Source organism: Methylobacterium guangdongense, assembly GCF_038442355.1.
In the GTDB taxonomy this organism is placed as follows: Bacteria; Pseudomonadota; Alphaproteobacteria; order Rhizobiales; family Beijerinckiaceae; genus Methylobacterium; species Methylobacterium guangdongense.
Genome location: NZ_JBBXMX010000001.1, coordinates 658071 through 675109 on the forward strand (window position 1 = coordinate 658071; position 17039 = coordinate 675109).

Here is a 17039-nt window from a genome sequence, read left to right on the forward strand (position 1 = left end):
GCCTTGAGTGGGCTTCAGGGCTCCGCCCTGAAAACCCGCCCCAGGGCTTGCCCTCGGGAAACCCGGATTACTGGCTCAGTAGCGCGGCGGCACGACGTAGGACGGGGCGATCACGTATTCCTTCGGCCGCTTGCGCGCGCCGAACCGCCCCTCGGTGATCTGGTCGTTGTAGTAGTCGAACCCGGTGTAGCCGAAGCCGCCGCCGTTCATCACCTCGGCCACCGGCACCGGCGGCTGAGCGAGATCGGGTCGGCCCGGCGGTACGATCACCTTGCAGCAGCCCTCGGTGTCGAGAACGGTCGGGCCGTTCGGCGCCGTGAACACGTAGGACGGCCCGTGATACGGCGCCGGCGCGTAGGCCGCATCAGAGGCCGAGGCGCCCTGCCCGGCCGCGAGGGCGAGGAGTGTAGCGGCGATCAGGGTCTTGGTGCTCACGCGATGCTCCGTCACGGGCCGGCTCGGCCGGCAACTCGGGAACAGTCTAGCTGATTGCGGCCGGATTGTCCGGCCCCTTCGGCCCGACCGGTTAGCGAATGTTCGGCCGGATCAGCCCCGGGCGCGCAGGACCACCTGCGGGCTCGCCGGAATCGGCCGGCAGTTCGAGATGAAGGCGTTGACCGGCAACGGCTTCGAATCGCACGCGTAGACATCCGTCGGGCCCGGTGCCGGGATCGGATCGCGGGCGATGATCGGGTTCGGCGCGCAGGCCGAGGCCGCGGCGGCGAGCAGCAGGGCGGCGATCAGGTTCAGGCGGCGCATGCTTCACTCGGGACGCGGGAAGACCCCTCCCCCGACCGTGGCCATTGCGGTCCGCCCTGACAAGCGCCGCGGCGGGATGGCGACACCTTTGGCGAAGCCTGTCGCCCTGCGGCAACAATCTCAGCGCGTGTGATCGCGGCGCGCAGCGCGAGCCGAACACCGTACCTGCACGTCCGGGCGATGGGTAGTCCATCGCGCGGCGATCGCCCGGCATATCACATAACAGACTTGCGCTCAGCCGAAGATGAGATTCAAACCTATCCCGCATTCGTGACTGCGTCGAAACTATCGTCGTTTCATCCTGAAGGATTCATTCGATCCATCAAGGCACAACTCAGGATTAAAATCGGCGGTTTGAGGTTTCTTAACCATCGATTCCTAGAACTTTGCCCGACCCGACGCTCAACAGTCTGGAACCATCATCATGAGATCGTCCCTCGCATCGTTGATGACAGACCGATCCACGTCTTCGACGAACGGCGGCCCCAAACGGGGAGGCGATGCCGTGGGCGGCGCGGCGGCAGACTTCAGGGTCGAGATCGCAGCCGCCTCGCGGGTCTTCGCGGATGGCTTGGCCGAGATGTGGGCGACGCGGCCCGCGCTCGGGACGCCGGACAGGGACGCCCTGCTCGCCTCGATCACCAGCCGGGCCGACGGGCTCGCCGCGCGGGCAACCGCGACGGCGGAGCGGCCCGGCGCGGCCGGAGGTTTCGCGCAGGCGGCGATTTCGATCCGGGATCTCGCGGCGCGCAGGATCCGCGCGGCGGAGGCGCTCACGCCGCGGTTTGCAGGCCTGCGCGTCTCACGGGCCGAACTATCCGGCCGCGCTCTCTGAGGCGGCACCGCGCTGCACGATGGAGGCGGCTCGGGCAACCCGAACCGCCGCATCCCTTCCTCTGTCGGCCTTAGCCGGCCCGGACCATCGGCACGACGTTGTGCAGGGTCTTGTCGGTGCCGTCGAAGAACCGGCGGACGTTGCGGGCGGCCTGCCGGATGCGCTGCTCGTTCTCGACGAGGGCGATGCGCACGTATTCATCGCCGAACTCGCCGAAGCCGATCCCGGGCGCCACCGCGACGTCGGATTTTTCCAGCAGCAGCTTCGAGAATTCCAGGCTGCCCATCTCCCGGTAGCGCTCGGGGATCGGCACCCAGGCGAACATCGAGGCGGCGGGCGACGGGATCGTCCAACCGGCCTTGCCGAAGGATTCCACCAGCGCGTCGCGGCGCTTCTTGTAGATGCTGCGCATCTCGTGGATGCAATCGTCCGGACCGTTGAGGGCCGCGGTGGCGGCGACCTGGATCGGCGTGAAGGCGCCGTAGTCGAGGTAGGATTTCACGCGGGTCAGCGCCGACAGCAGGCGCTCGTTGCCCACCGCGAAGCCCATGCGCCAGCCGGCCATCGAGTAGGTCTTCGAGAGCGAGGTGAACTCCACCGTGCAGTCGATCGCGCCCGGCACCTGCAGCACGGAGGGCGGCGGGTTGCCGTCGAAATAGACCTCCGCGTAGGCGAGGTCCGAGAGCAGGATCAACTCGTGCTGCTTCGCGAAGGCCACGAGATCCTTGTAGAAATCGAGGCTCGCCACGTAGGCGGTGGGGTTCGACGGGTAGCAGACCACGAGCGCCACGGGCTTCGGGATCGAGTGCCGCATGGCGCGTTCCAGCGCCGGGAACATCGCCGGGGTCGGCTCGGCCGGCACGGAGCGGATCACGCCGCCCGCCATCAGGAAGCCGAAGGCGTGGATCGGGTAGCTCGGGTTCGGCACCAGCACGACATCGCCCGGGGCGGTGATCGCCTGGGCCATGTTGGCGAAGCCCTCCTTGGAGCCCAGCGTCGCCACGACCTGGGTATCGGGGTTCAGGCTCACGCCGAAGCGGCGCTGATAATAGCCGGCCTGGGCCTTGCGGAGCCCGGCGATGCCCTTGGACGCCGAGTAGCGGTCGGTGCGCGGGCGCCCGGCGGTCTCGCACAGCTTGGCGATGACGTGCTTTGGGGCGTCGAGATCCGGGTTGCCCATGCCGAGATCGATGATGTCGGCGCCCTGCGCCCGGGCGGCGGCCTTGATCCGGTTGACCTGCTCGAAGACGTAAGGCGGCAAACGCTTGATGCGGTGAAAGTCGGTCATGGGCCTGTCCATCGGCGCGCCCCGGTGCTGGCGTCTCTCATCTGTGCCGGTCGCGCGAACCATCGAGTTTAGCAGACTTGTGCGCCGTCGCCGACCCACAAAACCGTGGCTATTGCGGGGGCGCTGGCGCCGGCTTGATCGTGGCCGCCGCGCCCTGGCCGGCATTCGCCGCCGCGCGGCCGCGGGCCTCGTTGCGGCCCCGGGCGCTCTCCAGCTCCGCCTGCAGTTCCTTCTGGCCTGTGACGGATTTCGCCCGGACCGGACGCTTCGGCGCATCGACGCCGACCGGCATATAGGCCGGCGCCTCCTTGCTGCGGGACTCGGCCACGAAATCCGGCGCCGCAACGACGCGCGGCCCGTATCCTGCGTCGGAGGCGAGTGAGCGGACGACATCGCCCGAGCAGGCGGCGAGCGGTCCGGCGAGGCCGGCGAGAATTGCCGCGCGGATGAGGCCGGGGAGCCGGCTCGCGCGTTGAACGCAGACGACAGGGCTCGAAGCGGGTCGATCCATAGTCACATGTCCATGAGACGACGGGTGGGCATGAGAAGATCGGCCGGATGTTTCGGTCGCGTTCGGGGGCGCACTGGCGAAAACTCTCGCTCGCTCCTTATTTTGTCGGAAACGAGGCCCCCGCACGGGTCGACGGACCAACACACAGGGAGGCACGCTTGACCAGCCCTCAGGCGCCGGACCGGACCACCCCTTCGAACCCGGTCCCCAACGGCGCGATGCCGGCCGGACTCGGCGCGCCGCTGCCGGATTTCGAGGCGCTGTCGCGCAATGCCGGGCAGTTCGTGGAGGCGATGGGCCGCAATGTCGGCCGCCTGCTCCAGCCCGACGCCCAGCAGGGCGCCCCCGGCGGTGAGATGAACGAGGCCGCCAAGGTCCTCCAGAAGGTGGCCGAGGCGTGGCTGTCCGACCCCAACAAGAGTGCCGAGGCCCAGGCCCAGCTGTCCCAGGCGTTCCTGACGCTGTGGGGTTCGACCTACCTGCGCCTGCAGGGCCAGCCGGCCGAACCGGTGGCGCAGCCCGAGCCCCGGGATGCGCGCTTCGCGCATGCCGAGTGGTCGACCAATCCGTATTTCGACTTCCTCAAACAGGCCTACCTGCTGGCCACCCGCTGGGCCGAGGGGCTGGTCGACGAGGCCGAGGGGCTCGACGCGCATACGCGCCACAAGGCGCAGTTCTACCTGCGCCAGTTCACCAGCATGCTCTCGCCCTCGAACTTCCTGCCGACCAATCCGGAGCTGATCCGCCACACCCTGCAGGAGAATGGCGCCAATCTCGTCCGCGGCCTGAAGATGTACGAGGAGGATCTGGAGGCCGGCGGCGGGCAGTTGCGCGTGCGCCAGACCGATCCGAGCGGCTTCGAGGTCGGCAAGAACGTGGCGGTCACCCCCGGCGAGGTGGTGTTCCGCAACGACCTGATCGAGCTGATCCAGTACGCCCCCACCACCGAGACGGTGCTGCGCCGCCCGTTCCTGATGGTGCCGCCCTGGATCAACAAGTTCTACATCCTGGACCTCAACCCGCAGAAGAGCTTCCTGAAGTGGATGGTCGATCAGGGATTGACGGTCTTCTGCATCTCCTGGGTCAACCCGGATTCGCGCCACGCCGAGAAGGACTTCGAGTCCTACATGCGCGAGGGGATCGAGGCCGCCATCGACGCGATCGGCGCCGCCACGGGCGAGAATGCCGTGACGGCGGCCGGCTATTGCGTGGGCGGGACCCTGCTCGCCGTCACGCTCGCCATGCAGGCGGCCACCGGCAACCGGCGGATCAAGAGCGCGACGCTGCTCACCACCCAGGTCGATTTCACCCATGCGGGCGACCTGAAGGTCTTCGCCGACGAGGAGCAGATCCGCCAGGTCGAGGCGCGCATGGCCGAGCAGGGGTACCTCGACGGGTCCCGGATGGCCAACGCCTTCAACATGCTCCGGCCGAACGACCTGATCTGGCCCTACGTCGTCAACAACTACATCAAGGGCAAGGCACCGACGGCCTTCGACCTGCTGTACTGGAATTCGGACGCCACCCGGATGCCGGCGGCGAACCATTCCTTCTACCTGCGCAACTGCTACCTCAACAATACGCTGGCGCAGAGCCGGATGGTGCTGGGCAACGTCCGGCTCGATCTGAAGAAGGTGCAGATTCCGATCTTCAACCTCGCCACCCGCGAGGACCACATCGCCCCGGCGCTCTCCGTGTTCGAGGGCTCGAAGGCGTTCGGCGGCAAGGTCGATTTCGTGCTGGCGGGCTCGGGCCACATCGCGGGGGTGATCAACCCGCCGTCCAAGCCGAAATACGGCTACTGGACCGGCGGCCCGGTGAAGGGAACACTCGAATCCTGGATCGCGGCGGCCGTGGAGACCAAGGGCTCGTGGTGGCCCTACTGGTTCCAGTGGATCGAGGCGCAGGCGCCCGAGCGGGTCCCGGCGCGGAAGCCCGGCGGCGACACGTTGCAGTCGCTTGGGCCGGCACCCGGGACCTATGTGCGGATGCGCGCCTGAGGGCCGATCCGCACCGGAAGGGGCTGTGATCGACCGGAGCGATCACGGGGACACCCCGACATCACGAACGGCGCGAACTGCCCCAGGGCCGCGCCACACCGGTCAGCGCGGCCAGCCCCAGGGTCCACCTCGCTGTGCTTGCGAAGACGGCGGCAGCGAAGCGTCCGACTCGTACGGACTGTCAGTACTTCCGCACCAGCGGCGCCGGGGCCGGGGGCGGCGGGGCGCCGAATACGTAGCGGAAGCCGACCGAGACGAGATCGGCGCTCGAATCGACCACGCCCGCGAAGGCAATGTTGCCGACGTTGTAGTCGCGACCGATGCCGGAAAGGATCCGCGAGCGGTTCAGGAAGAAGTGTGAATAGGCCACGTTCAGCGTCAGCGCCTGGCTCCACCGGTAGCTCGCACCCACCGAGACGTTGTAGCGGTCGCCGTCCGGCAGGCGCGCCGAGCGGTTGGAGAAGTCGATCGGCGAGGTCTCGTAGGCGAAACCGGTGCGCAGGGTCAGGTTCGGCGACGCGTCGTACTCGGCGCCGATCGAATACGTATAGCCGTCCTTGTAGTTGAGTGGCAGGAAATTGACCGGCACGCCCAGCGTCTTCGACACGATGCCGACCGTGCCGAGCCTCGACCAGTTGTCCCACTCGAAGCCGAGATCCACCCGGGCCACCGGCGAGAGCGCCTGGGTCAGGCCGACGCTGAGCTTGTCGGGGGTGTTGAGCTTCGAGCGGACCTGGCCCGCGAGCGGCGCGAGCGCCAGCAGCGGCACGCCGATCGACCCATCGATGTCGTGATGCACGGAGGAGCGGTAGCCGATGCCCAGCACGGTCCCGTCGCGCGGCGTGATCGTGGCGCCGGCCGTGAAGCCTGCGCCCCAGGACTCGCCCTTGAGGAAGGAGCTCGGGTAGACGGTCGGCTGGATGCCGGGGATCGGCAGCGCCTGCCGCAGGGTCAGGCGGAAATACTCGATGTTCGGACCGGCCGCGACCGAGAGCCACTCGTTGACCTTGAAGCCGATCACCGGGTTGATCGCCAGGGAGAAGATCCGGGACGAACGCGCGTAGACCTCGCCGGCCCAGACCTGCCGGGGCTTGGTCACGAGGCCGAACGGCGCGCCGGTCGCGAGGCCGAGCCAGAGGCGGTCGTTGATCTGGTAGGAGGTGGCGCCGGCCGGCACGACGGCGCCCTGACCGATATCGCCGGACCCGCCCAGCCGGGCGAAGCCGGGGTTCGTGCCGACATCCGGCCGGATGGTGGACGACAGGCCGACGAAGGTGAAGTTCTGCTCGGCGACGAAGCCGGGGTTCATGGTGATGGTGGCGGGGTTCCAGAAGATCGAGGACACGCCGCCCGAGCCGGCCGCCGCACCGGCAAACGCCAGACCCTGCGCCTGCGTGCTCTGCTCCCGGATGGCAAACGCGCCCGCATGCGCCGCGCCGGCGCCGAGCACCATCGCTGTCGCCGCGAGCATCGCCGCGCGCATCGTCCCGCTCATCGTGTTCCCCAAGCCCTTCCGACCCATCCGACGCCGTCGATTATTCGAGAGCCGTTATCCGGCGCCGTTCGGTGCATGGTGCAGGTTTTGACGGTCAGATCGCAACGACATTCGGCATCTGCGCAGGCAAGACAAGGTACAGCAAAATCAGCTGAACGCGCCTCACGGCACACCTGAATGCTCACGCAGTACAGATGTTCGCAAGCCGGTGCCTGCATTCCACCCGGCATCCGGGATCAAGAACAATAAATCCTGCTTGAATCCGACACGCACTTTGTCGCCACTCTGTTGCGCCGGTGCGACACCATCCCCGCCGTCGTCGGACGGCCGTGCTTGCGCCGCGGCCGACGCCCGGCCATGGTCCGGGCGACCGGCGAAGATCGGTTTCAGGGTAGGATTTAGGAGCGCGGCGATGAAGCTCTTCCGGCACGGCCCGAGCGGTGACGAGAAGCCTGGCCTCGTGGACGCGCAGGGCGGACTGCGCGATCTCTCGGGCGTCGTGCGCGACATCGCCGGCCCGGCGCTGGCGCCCGAATCGCTGGCGCGGCTGCGCGCGCTCGATCCCGAGAGCCTGCCGAAGCTGCCCCAGGACGTGCGGCTCGGCCCCTGCGTGGGCGGCACCCGCAACGTGGTGGCGATCGGCCTCAACTTCGCCGACCACGCGGCCGAGACCGGCTCGCCGATCCCCGCGGAGCCGATCATCTTCAACAAGGCGCCGTCGAGCCTGTGCGGGCCGAACGACACGGTCATTCTCCCCAAGGGCTCATCCTGCACGGACTGGGAGGTGGAACTCGCCGTGGTGATCGGCCGGCGCGCCAGCTACGTCCACGCCAACGAGGCGCTGAGCTACGTGGCGGGGGCCTGCATCTGCAACGACGTCTCGGAACGGGACTGGCAGATGAACCGGGGCCCGACCTGGACCAAGGGCAAGAGCGCACCGACCTTCGGCCCCCTGGGCCCCTGGCTGGTGACGCTGGACGAGGTCCCCGACCTCAAGAACCTCGCCATGAGCCTCGACGTGAACGGCGAGCGCCGCCAGACCGGCTCCACCGCCACGATGATCTTCGACGTGCCCCAGCTCGTGGCCTACACGTCCCACTTCATGCTGCTGGAGCCCGGCGACGTGATCACCACCGGCACGCCCCCCGGCGTCGGCCTCGGCATGAAGCCACCGCGCTATCTGAAGGCCGGCGACGAGATGGTGCTGCGCATCGAGCGCCTGGGCGAGCAGCGCCAGAAGGTGATCGCGTTCGACGACTGGACCGCCAAGGTCTCGGCGGGCGAGCCCACCGACTGAGCGGGATGCCGGATTGGGGTGCTTGATTTTTCCGCGCCGATCCCACTCAAAGGGACCATGGGGACCATGAGCCAAGCCGCCGACCTGCACGACATCCGCCACGACTGGACCGTGGCGGAGATCCAGGCGATCCACGACATGCCGTTGCTCGACCTCGTGCATCGGGCCGCGACCGTGCATCGGGCGCACAACGACCCGGCCGATGTCCAGCGGGCGAGCCTGCTGTCGATCAAGACCGGCGGCTGCCCGGAGGATTGCGGCTACTGCTCGCAATCGGCCCACCACAAGGAGACGGGCCTCGCCCGCCAGCGGCTGATGCCGGTGGAGACGGTGCTGGCCGAGGCCGCGGCCGCCAAGGCCTCGGGCGCGACCCGGTTCTGCATGGGCGCCGCGTGGCGCAGCCCCAAGGACGGGCCGGACTTCGATTCCGTGCTCGCCATGGTGCGCGGGGTGCGCGGCCTCGGCATGGAGGCCTGCGTGACCCTCGGCATGCTGACGGCGAGCCAGGCCGAGCGTCTCGCGGAGGCCGGGCTGACGGCCTACAACCACAACCTCGATACCGGCCCGGACTACTACGACAAGATCGTGTCGACCCGGACCTACGAGGATCGCCTGACCACGCTGGAGCGGGTGCGCGCGGCGGGGATCGGCGTGTGCTGCGGCGGCATCATCGGCCTGGGCGAGGCGGCAAGCGACCGCGTGGCGATGCTGCAGGTGCTGGCCAACCACGCGCCGCATCCGGAAAGCGTGCCGATCAATGCGCTCGCGGCGGTCGCCGGCACGCCGCTGGGCGACAAAGCCGAGGCGATCGATCCGTTCGACATGGTGCGCATGTGCGCCACCGCCCGGATCGTGATGCCCCGGGCCCGGGTCCGGCTCAGCGCGGGCCGGCGGGCGCTCAGCCGGGAGGCCCAGGCCCTGTGCTTCCTGGCCGGGGCGAACTCGATCTTCTACGGCGCGGTGCTGCTCACGACCGCCAATGCCGAGGCGGATGCGGACGCGGTCCTGCTGGCCGATCTCGGCATCCGCGTCGCCGAGCCGGTTCTGGCCGCGGCGGAGTAGGTTCTCGGCCGACGCGTTGCGGTGCGAGGCTGAGGTCGCGATAGCGGGTCGGGCCTGTCGGCTCGACCCTTTTCCCGGGCGCATGCAGCGTCAGCGGAATGCGACCCGGGATCCAGCACGAGACGTCGCGAAGCGTCGATTTTCGATGCCGCGACGCGGCGCCGGTCGCGCTGGGTCCCGGATCAGGTTCCGCTGACGCTCCGCCTGTCCGGGAATGGGGCGCGCGTCATGCACCCGGCACTTGAGAGCAGACTGGCCCTCACCCTTCCGCCAGCACGATCCGGAAGCGCGCGCCGCCCTCGCCTTCGTCGAGGGTCAGGGTCCCGCCGTTGATCGCGATCAGCTCGGCGGCGATCGGCAGGCCGAGCCCGGTACCGCCGGACCGCGTCGAGCCCGCGAACGGCGCGAACAGGTTTTCCCGGGCGCGCGCCGGCAGGCCGGGGCCGTTGTCGGCGATCAGGATCGTCACCCGGCCGGGCTCCTCGCGGGTGGCCGCGATCCGCACCGCGGCGTCCGCGACCTTGGCCCCGTCCAGGGCCTGCACGGCGTTGCGCACGAGGTTGGCGAACGCCCGGCCGAGCTGCTCCGGATCGGCCTGCACGGCGTATCCGCCCGGCACCACCTGGACGGCGACGGGATGCGCCGAGAGCGCAGCGAGGTCCGGAAGCTCGGCGAAGATCGGCGCCAGCGGCGTCCTGACGAGGCGCGGCGCCCGTTCGGTCACCCGGCCATAGGCCAGCGTCGCCTCACAGAACCGGATCGCCCGGGCGAGCGTGCCCACGAGCCGGGGCGCGACGCGCTGGACCGTCGGATCGGCGGTGCCCTCGAGACGGTCGCCGAGCAGCTGCGCGCCCGTGAGGAGGTTGCGCAGTTCGTGGCTGATCTTGCTGACCGCGAGCCCCAGTTCGGCCAGGCGCCGCTTCTGGCGGAGCTGATCGGCGAGGCTGCGCTGCATCCGCCCGAGGGCGAGCTCGGCCTGCCCGATCTCGTCGCTGCGGCGGGACGGCGCGATGATCCGGCCAGCATCCTCCGGGTCGTCCGCGAAGACCGTGATGCTGGTGACCAGCCGCCGCACCGGGCGCACGATCAGGACCTGCAGCACCACGAACACCAGCCCCGCCGCCGAGGCCGCGATGATCAACGAGGAGACCAGCAGGCGCAGCGCATAATCCACCATGGCGGACCGCAGCGGCGCCTCGTCGAGCAGGATCTCGACCCGGTCGAAGCCGCCGCCGCCCTCCCCGATCACGCGGATCGGTTCCCGGGTCGGGGCCACCAGGGTGCGCCACGCACCGCGGATCGCCGAGAAGGCCGTGACGTCGCGCAGATCGACGGTGTCGGCAACCCGTTCCGGTACCGACTCGATGGCGAGCAGGCGCTGCGTGCCGCCGCCGCGCACCGCGATGGCCCGGGCGTTGACGCCGGCGAGCAGCCGGCTCTCCAGAGCCTCGGAGACCGGCTCGCCCGTCCGGCCGTCGAGGACCAGGGCGGCGACCTGCGCGGCCGCCAGCCGGTCAGACATCCATTCGATCCGGTAATTGGCGACCGCCGGCACGTAGGTCAGCACCTCGGCCACCACCACGAAGGCCACGGTGACGAGGAACAGCCGCCCGGACAGGCCCAGGCGCATCCAGCGCCGGTCGGGTCCGTCGCGGGCCGGTGCCGCCATGGGCAGGGTGGACGCCGCAACGGCGGTGTCGGAGTCGAGCGCCATACCGGTCACGCTCCGCGCAGGGGTCGCGGATGCGGATCGGCAGGGGGGATGTTGCTCGAGCCGGTTCCGGCCGTCGCGGGGGACATGATCACCAGCCACAGTTTTGCAGGCAATACAGCGTCTTGGCCGTGAGCACTATAATGGCGTGGCCGGCCAGCGGTTGCATGTACCCCCTCATCACCGGAATCGCGGTTGAGAATCCGCCGTGTGTCTTCGCGCGGTCGTCTCATCGCGTTGCAATCCGGCCGCTTCAAAACTCTGTCCTGACGCGTTCCAGAGGTACGGTTCAGCGGCCCGGCACTCTGGGAGGGCGCCAAGCCCTTGGTCCGACAGGCGCTCGCGCGCCGAATCGGTTTCCGCTTCAGCGGCGTCGGGCGCGCCGGCTCAGGAGCATGCTGATCAGGGCGAAGACCGCCAGCATCACGAGCCCCGCCACCATCCTGGGCGTCACGAGATCGCGCAGAGTGAGGGCCCGGTCGCACTCGGCCCCGGCCCCGGCCAAGCAGGCCGAGCGGGCAGCCTCGTGGGCGGCGACCACATCCTCGATCCCCGCCCCCGTGGTGGCGTACACGAAGGCGCCGGGTAGGAGCCCGAGGAAGGTCGCGAGCACGAAGACCCGCATCTTCACCCCGAACGCGGCGGGGGCGAGGTTGGTCATCCAGAACGGAAACAGCGGCAGCAGACGCAGCACCGCGATGTAGCCGAAGGCATCCCGGCGAAACCCCTCAGCGAGGGCCGCGAGGCGGGTGCCGCCCATCCGGCGGAGCAGGTCGGCGCCGGGGCCGCGGCCGATCGCGAACACGATCGCCGCCCCCGTGGTGGCGGCGCAGAGCGCCGTGAGCGCCCCCGGCACGATCCCGAACAGGAAGCCGCAGATCATGGTCAGGATCAGCGTGGCCGGTACCGACACCACCACGGCCCCGACATAGAGGCAGTAGGCCGAGACCAGCGCCCGGGCGTAATCGGCCTCGACATAGCCCCGCAGCCACGCCCGGGAGGCGAGCAAACGGTCGAGACTCAGGAGCTGCGCCGCGCCCGAGACGAGGACGACGCCCGAGATGCCGAGGAGCAGCACGAGCGGCAGCCAGCGCCGGACGCGCTTCCAGCGGCCCTCGCGGGGCCCCGCGGCGACGGGCAGGGCCTCGCTCACCCGGGCTTGCGCATCCGCAGGATCTTGAAGAACCCGCCCGGGAAGGTCGGCTTCAGCCCGATCACCTCGACGCCGTTGCGCCGGGCCCAGGCTTCGATCCGCGTCGCCTTGAAGTCCGAGGACCAGCCGATCTTGGTGCAGAGCGGCGCCACGATCTCCTCGACCCGGGCGACCGGCCCCTCGCTCTGGCCGAAATGGTTGGCCAGCACGATGCCGCCGCCGGGGCGCACCACCCGCAGGAACTCCGACATCGCGGCCTCGGGATCGGGCACCAGGGTGATCAGGAACTGCGCCACCACGGCGTCGAAGCTCGCATCGGCATAGCCCAGGTGGCAGACATCCATCACCTGGAGGCCCTTCACGTGGGACAGGTTCCGGCGCCGGACCTTGGCGCGGGCGCGCTTCAGCATGTCCTCCGAGAGGTCGACCCCGCAGACGAAGCTCGCCTTCGGGTAGTAGCCGAGCGCCAGTCCGGTGCCGACGCCGGCCTCCAGGATCCGCGGCCCGTGCTCGGCGGCCGCCTCGACGGCGGCGCGGGCGGCGGGCTCGGTCAGCTTGTCGTAGACCACGTCGTAGACGGGGGCCCAGCGCGCATAGGCCTTGCGCATCAGGGCCGTGCTCGGCCCGGCCGTCTGCGGCTCGCTCAGCATCGTTCGTCAATTCCAGAGGTTGAGATCAGGCGGCCTCGCGGGGCCGGGCCGACAACGCATCGACGCGCCGGATGGTGCCGCCGCCGAGCACCCGGGCCCGGGGGCCGTCATCCGCGTAGATCGCGCAGGCCTGACCCGGCGACACGCCGTCCTCGGGCTCGGCGAGCACCACCTCGGCGGCGCCGTCCGCCCCGACCGTGAGGGTCGCCGGGCGCGGCGGCCGGGTCGAGCGGACGCGCACCGCCACGGGCAGGTCGCGCACGGATTCGGCCGGTCCCTCGCCGAGCCAGTTCAGCTCGGAGAGGCGGATGCGGGTGGTGGCGAGTGCCGTGCGCGGGCCGACCACCACGCGGGCGGAATCGGGCTCCAGCCGCACCACGTAGAGCGGCTCCGGCCCCGACAGGCCGAGGCCCCGGCGCTGGCCGACCGTGTAATGCACGATGCCCTCGTGCCGCCCGACCACGTGGCCCGCGAGGTCGACGATCTCGCCCGGGCGGGCGGCGTCCGGGCGCAGGCGCGCGATCACGTCGCTGTAGCGGCCCTGGGGGACGAAGCAGATGTCCTGGCTATCCGGCTTCTCGGCGAGCGACAGGCCGAGGTCCTTGGCCAGAGCCCGGGTCTCGGTCTTCTCCATCTCGCCGAGCGGGAAGCGCAGGAAAGAGAGCTGCTCGGCCGTGGTGGCGTACAGAAAATAGCTCTGGTCCCGGGCGGGATCGAGGGCGCGGTGCAGCGCCCGCCCGCCGCCCGGCAGGGCGCGGCTCGCCACGTAATGGCCGGTGGCGAGCGCGTCCGCGTTCAGGTCCCGGGCGAGGCCCAGGAGGTCGCGGAACTTCACCGTGCGGTTGCACTCGACGCAGGGGATCGGCGTCTCGCCCGCGAGATAGCTCTCGGCGAACTTTTCGATCACCGCGTCGCGGAACCGGTCCTCATAGTCGAGGACGTAGTGCGGGATGCCGAGATGCTCGGCCGCCGCCCGCGCGTCGTTGATGTCCTGGCCGGCGCAGCAGGCGCCCTTGCGGTGGCTCGCAGCGCCATGGTCGTAGAGCTGGAGCGTGACGCCGACCACGTCGAAGCCCTGGCGCTTCAGGAGCCCGGCGACCACGGAGGAATCGACGCCGCCCGACATGGCGACGACGACGCGCGTCTCGTGGGGGGCTTTGGGGAGATCGAGGGCGTTCATCAACGAGGATCCGCAGCCGCCTGCCCGGAAGCGTCCCGGCTGCACGGGGCGTCTATAGCGGGAGTCCGGCCAGCTTTCCAGGGTGAAGGGCCCGCAGGGGTGCAGCGGCCCGGCAGATCCTGCCGGGCAGGCGGCAGCTTCGACCGCAGGGCCGCGGGCAGGCCGAAGATAAACCCGAGCCTTTTCAGATGCTTGGCGCAAAGCCGCGTTGGCGTGCGCCTTGCTACACCGCCTCCGAGGAGAGTCCGGAATGGCGAGCGGTGCGACGGATCGGCTGGACGTGACCGCGTGGATTCCCTCCGCGCGGACGAGCTGGGAATCGGCGGGGATCGCCGCGCGGTCCGGCACCTCCGCGCAGGACCGGTTCGGCGCGGCCCTCGCCGCTGCCCGGACCCAGGACGACGCCGCGTCCGCGCAGGCCCGTGCGTCCAGCCAGCGCGACGCCGCCGACGCGACGCGGACGCGGCAGGCGACGCAGCGCACGCAGGCCGATGCCTCGCGGACAGCCTCCGAGCGGGACCGGGAGACGGCCGCGCAGGCCGAGGCCCGGGCTGCCGACAGGCGTTCGGCCACGGTCCAGCCGCGAAGCACGGCGACGGCTGGAACCGCCCAGGCATCCGGGCAGGCATCCAACCAGGCATCCGGGCAGGCGCCCGGACAGCCAACCGCCCCACGCGCCGCGGAACCGCGGGCCACCTCCGATCCGGCCCGGGAGGCTTCGGCCGCGTTGCCGGAGCAGACGCCGTCGTCAGCGCCCGACAAGCCCGACGCGTCGAAGGCGGCGAAAGCGGGCACGACCGCACAGGATCCGGCAGCCGACGCACCGGACGCGGACGCCCCCATTCAGGCCGAACCCGCGGCGCCGGCAGCCCAGGTCAATGTGCCGGCACAAGCAGCGCAGCCCGATCCCGCCGCCACGCTGCTGAGCCTGCTCGCCGCGCTGTCGGGTGGCGCCCCGGCCCGGGTCGCCCCCACCAAGGGTGAGGATCCGCCGCCGGACACGGAGACGGCCGGCCCCGGGGGCATCACGGGCGCCCCCCCCCCGGCCGGCGCCGGGACCACCCTGTCCGGATCCGCTGCCGCATCGGGGCCGATGCCCGCAGTCACGGCCTCGGCCGACCCGGCACAGGGTTCGGAGATCGCGGGGATTTCCGGTGCAGCCCTCGGCGCGAAGGCCTCGGCCGGCGCGGCACGATCCGAGCCGGCCAGTCCCGGCGCCAGCCCGGTCGCGGCCGTGCAGACCGGCGCGGGCGACCCGGCGGCGCCCGCGACCGGCCCCGGCGCGGATTTCCTCGCGGCCCTGGCCGATGCCGGGCAGGCCGCCGGCCCCGCGGCCCCCGCAGCGGCCGGGCCTGCGCCGCAGGGGGCGGGCCTCGCCAATCCAGGCGGAACGCCGATGGCGTCGACGGCCTCCACCGGAACCGCCAGCGCCGCGCAGGCCGTACCCGCACAGACGGCGGCGACCGCCCAGACGGATCCGCCGATCCCGATCGGACAGGTGCCGATGGCGATCGGCCTGCGCTCGCTGAACGGATCGAACGCCTTCCAGATCCGGCTCGACCCCGTCGAACTCGGGCGGGTCGACGTCAAACTCGAGATCGACAAGGCCCGCGGGACGGTCACGACGCACCTCGTGGTCGACCGGCCCGAGACCCTGGCGATGCTCCAGCGCGACGCGAACCAGTTGCAGCAGGCCCTGATGCAGGCCGGCCTCGATCCCTCGGCCGGCGGCCTGAATCTGTCGCTGCGCGGCGACGGCAGCGCGCAGACCGGCGGCGGCAACGGCCAGCCGGGCGGGTCTCCCCAGGGTGGCGCCGCCGGCCGAACCCGGGATCAGGCCGAGGCCCCACAGGACATCGCCCCGACCCGATGGCTGCGCGGATACGGCGGCCTCGACATCCGGATCTAGGCGCGGCGGCCCTTCGCCGGACGACACGCAACCATCGTGCGCCCGCGCCCGGGCGCGGCACGGGAGAGACCAGCATGACCAGCGGCATATCGAGCCTCGCCAGCACGGCCTCCACCGCCGGCACGGCCTCGAGCAGCGGGAACGCCACCGAGATCGCCAGCAACTTCACGCAGTTCCTGACGCTGCTCACCACGCAGCTCAAGAACCAGAATCCCCTCGACCCGATGGACACCAACCAGTTCACGCAGCAGCTCGTGCAGTTCGCCGGCGTCGAGCAGCAGCTCAAGACCAACGACCGCCTCGACAGCATCCTGACCGCCTCGCAATCGGCGAGTTCGGCCACGGCGACCAGCTACATCGGCAAGACCGTCACGGCGAGCGGATCGTCCTCGCAGCTCTCCGGCGGCTCGGCCGCCTGGACGCTGACGCCGGCCCGGGCCGCCTCCAAGGCGGTGATCACGATCCTCGACTCCAAGAGCAACGTGGTGGCGACCCAGACCACCTCCCTCGCCGCCGGAGCCCAGACCTACACGTGGAACGGCAAGACCTCGGCCGGGCTGAGCGCGCCCGACGGTGCCTATTCGATCAAGGTCTCGGCCACGGATGCCACCGGGTCCAACGTCGCGGTCGATACCAGCCTGTCGGGCACGGTCGATGAGGTCGATCTCAGCGGTTCTTCGCTGGTCCTGATGATCGGTCAGCAGAAAGTGCCGCTGTCCAGCGTGCAGACCATCGGGTTGTCCACAAGTGGCGCTTAACGAATCACATCCGAGTGACTCGCTTCAACATCTCTTAAGCGGGCGCAAGTACCTTGAAGGCTCGACAGGTCAGTCGAGTGTAGAGCGTATCATGACCGAACCTAGCCGCCCGAGAGTAAAGTACGTGATCGGGCCCGACGGCAGTCCCCTGACCATCGCGGACCTGCCGCCCCCGAGCACGCGCCGCTGGGTGATCCGGCGCAAGGCCGAAGTGGTGGCCGCGGTGCGCGGCGGTCTCCTGAGCCTGGAGGAGGCCTGCAAGCGCTACACCCTGACCACCGAGGAATTCCTGAGCTGGCAGTTCTCGATCGACCAGCACGGCCTCGCCGGGCTGCGCACCACGCGGATCCAGCACTACCGGCACTGAGCCGCGGCAGCGCCGGGAATGGGGATCCCCTCCCATGCCGGCCGACAGGCAAGTCCAGCGAAGC

At 70.3% G+C, this 17039-nt stretch carries 16 protein-coding genes; 7 read left to right on the forward strand and 9 right to left on the reverse strand.

Annotation, left to right across the window (positions count from 1 at the left end):
* Positions 1–75: 75 nt before the first annotated feature.
* A complete protein-coding gene (locus AAHG09_RS03170; protein ID WP_342105309.1) occupies positions 76–435 on the reverse strand; it encodes a hypothetical protein in 360 nt (119 codons plus the stop codon).
* A 111-nt stretch (positions 436–546) separates the two neighbouring features.
* Positions 547–759, reverse strand: a complete 213-nt coding sequence (locus AAHG09_RS03175) for a hypothetical protein (protein WP_342105310.1) — start codon at positions 757–759, stop codon at positions 547–549.
* Between the two features lie 505 nt (positions 760–1264).
* Between AAHG09_RS03175 and AAHG09_RS03180 the strand changes: the two genes are divergently transcribed.
* Positions 1265–1594: a hypothetical protein gene (locus AAHG09_RS03180; RefSeq protein ID WP_342105312.1), complete on the forward strand. Its 330-nt coding sequence runs from the start codon at positions 1265–1267 to the stop codon at positions 1592–1594.
* 70 nt (positions 1595–1664) lie between these two features.
* On the opposite strand, the gene AAHG09_RS03185 is transcribed toward AAHG09_RS03180, so the two are convergent.
* Both AAHG09_RS03185 and AAHG09_RS03190 read right to left on the reverse strand, forming a co-directional pair.
* The gene (locus tag AAHG09_RS03185) at positions 1665–2882 is read right to left on the reverse strand and encodes an LL-diaminopimelate aminotransferase (protein WP_342105313.1); all 1218 of its coding nucleotides are present in this window, start codon (positions 2880–2882) and stop codon (positions 1665–1667) included.
* Between the two features lie 109 nt (positions 2883–2991).
* Positions 2992–3393 carry a hypothetical protein gene (locus AAHG09_RS03190; protein WP_342105314.1) on the reverse strand — a complete coding sequence of 134 codons (402 nt, stop codon included), beginning with the start codon at positions 3391–3393 and terminating at the stop codon, positions 2992–2994.
* A gap of 218 nt (positions 3394–3611) precedes the next feature.
* On the opposite strand from AAHG09_RS03190, the gene AAHG09_RS03195 reads away from it, so the two are divergent.
* Positions 3612–5393 (forward strand): PHA/PHB synthase family protein, encoded by a 1782-nt coding sequence (locus AAHG09_RS03195; protein ID WP_342105472.1) that lies wholly within the window; start codon positions 3612–3614, stop codon positions 5391–5393.
* A gap of 181 nt (positions 5394–5574) precedes the next feature.
* Here the strand turns inward: AAHG09_RS03195 and AAHG09_RS03200 are convergent, their stop codons facing one another.
* On the reverse strand, positions 5575–6888 hold the full coding sequence (locus AAHG09_RS03200; protein ID WP_342105315.1) for an OmpP1/FadL family transporter: 1314 nt from the start codon (positions 6886–6888) through the stop codon (positions 5575–5577).
* A 412-nt stretch (positions 6889–7300) separates the two neighbouring features.
* Here AAHG09_RS03200 and AAHG09_RS03205 point away from each other — a divergent pair, with 412 nt between their 5' ends.
* On the forward strand, positions 7301–8185 hold the full coding sequence (locus AAHG09_RS03205; protein ID WP_342105316.1) for a fumarylacetoacetate hydrolase family protein: 885 nt from the start codon (positions 7301–7303) through the stop codon (positions 8183–8185).
* A gap of 66 nt (positions 8186–8251) precedes the next feature.
* Positions 8252–9247, forward strand: a complete 996-nt coding sequence (gene bioB / locus AAHG09_RS03210) for a biotin synthase BioB (protein WP_342105317.1) — start codon at positions 8252–8254, stop codon at positions 9245–9247.
* Between the two features lie 259 nt (positions 9248–9506).
* Here the strand turns inward: bioB and AAHG09_RS03215 are convergent, their stop codons facing one another.
* From AAHG09_RS03215 to mnmA, 4 genes are all read right to left on the reverse strand, one after another.
* A complete protein-coding gene (locus tag AAHG09_RS03215; protein ID WP_342105318.1) occupies positions 9507–10961 on the reverse strand; it encodes a sensor histidine kinase in 1455 nt (484 codons plus the stop codon).
* Positions 10962–11322: 361 nt separating this feature from the next.
* Positions 11323–12111, reverse strand: coding sequence for a TVP38/TMEM64 family protein (locus AAHG09_RS03220; RefSeq protein ID WP_342105319.1), 789 nt, complete (start codon positions 12109–12111; stop codon positions 11323–11325).
* Positions 12108–12761, reverse strand: a complete 654-nt coding sequence (locus tag AAHG09_RS03225; RefSeq protein WP_160533634.1) for a class I SAM-dependent methyltransferase — start codon at positions 12759–12761, stop codon at positions 12108–12110. Before AAHG09_RS03225 ends, AAHG09_RS03220 begins: the two co-directional genes overlap by 4 nt.
* Positions 12762–12786: 25 nt before the next feature.
* The gene (gene mnmA / locus AAHG09_RS03230; RefSeq protein WP_342105321.1) at positions 12787–13941 is read right to left on the reverse strand and encodes a tRNA 2-thiouridine(34) synthase MnmA; all 1155 of its coding nucleotides are present in this window, start codon (positions 13939–13941) and stop codon (positions 12787–12789) included.
* 250 nt (positions 13942–14191) lie between these two features.
* On the opposite strand from mnmA, the gene AAHG09_RS03235 reads away from it, so the two are divergent.
* The 3 genes from AAHG09_RS03235 to sciP all read left to right on the forward strand — a co-directional run bounded on the left by AAHG09_RS03235 (position 14192) and on the right by sciP (position 16975).
* Positions 14192–15850, forward strand: a complete 1659-nt coding sequence (locus AAHG09_RS03235; RefSeq protein WP_342105322.1) for a flagellar hook-length control protein FliK — start codon at positions 14192–14194, stop codon at positions 15848–15850.
* 74 nt (positions 15851–15924) lie between these two features.
* Positions 15925–16608, forward strand: a complete 684-nt coding sequence (locus AAHG09_RS03240) for a flagellar hook assembly protein FlgD (RefSeq protein WP_342105323.1) — start codon at positions 15925–15927, stop codon at positions 16606–16608.
* A gap of 91 nt (positions 16609–16699) precedes the next feature.
* Entirely contained in the window at positions 16700–16975 is a 276-nt protein-coding gene (gene sciP / locus AAHG09_RS03245) for a CtrA inhibitor SciP (protein WP_007569077.1), read from the forward strand.
* Positions 16976–17039: the final 64 nt, after the last annotated feature.

Bases quoted from the DNA above. Each gene is read 5' to 3' on its own strand.
- AAHG09_RS03175 (WP_342105310.1), bottom strand. From the start codon at position 759: ATGCGCCGCCTGAACCTGATCGCCGCCCTGCTGCTCGCCGCCGCGGCC.
- AAHG09_RS03185 (WP_342105313.1), bottom strand. From the start codon at position 2,882: ATGACCGACTTTCACCGCATCAAGCGTTTGCCGCCTTACGTCTTCGAG.
- AAHG09_RS03190 (WP_342105314.1), bottom strand. From the start codon at position 3,393: ATGGATCGACCCGCTTCGAGCCCTGTCGTCTGCGTTCAACGCGCGAGC.
- AAHG09_RS03195 (WP_342105472.1), top strand. From the start codon at position 3,612: ATGCCGGCCGGACTCGGCGCGCCGCTGCCGGATTTCGAGGCGCTGTCG.
- AAHG09_RS03200 (WP_342105315.1), bottom strand. From the start codon at position 6,888: ATGAGCGGGACGATGCGCGCGGCGATGCTCGCGGCGACAGCGATGGTG.
- AAHG09_RS03205 (WP_342105316.1), top strand. From the start codon at position 7,301: ATGAAGCTCTTCCGGCACGGCCCGAGCGGTGACGAGAAGCCTGGCCTC.
- bioB (WP_342105317.1), top strand. From the start codon at position 8,252: ATGAGCCAAGCCGCCGACCTGCACGACATCCGCCACGACTGGACCGTG.
- AAHG09_RS03215 (WP_342105318.1), bottom strand. From the start codon at position 10,961: ATGGCGCTCGACTCCGACACCGCCGTTGCGGCGTCCACCCTGCCCATG.
- AAHG09_RS03225 (WP_160533634.1), bottom strand. From the start codon at position 12,761: ATGCTGAGCGAGCCGCAGACGGCCGGGCCGAGCACGGCCCTGATGCGC.
- mnmA (WP_342105321.1), bottom strand. From the start codon at position 13,941: ATGAACGCCCTCGATCTCCCCAAAGCCCCCCACGAGACGCGCGTCGTC.
- AAHG09_RS03235 (WP_342105322.1), top strand. From the start codon at position 14,192: ATGGCGAGCGGTGCGACGGATCGGCTGGACGTGACCGCGTGGATTCCC.
- AAHG09_RS03240 (WP_342105323.1), top strand. From the start codon at position 15,925: ATGACCAGCGGCATATCGAGCCTCGCCAGCACGGCCTCCACCGCCGGC.
- sciP (WP_007569077.1), top strand. From the start codon at position 16,700: ATGACCGAACCTAGCCGCCCGAGAGTAAAGTACGTGATCGGGCCCGAC.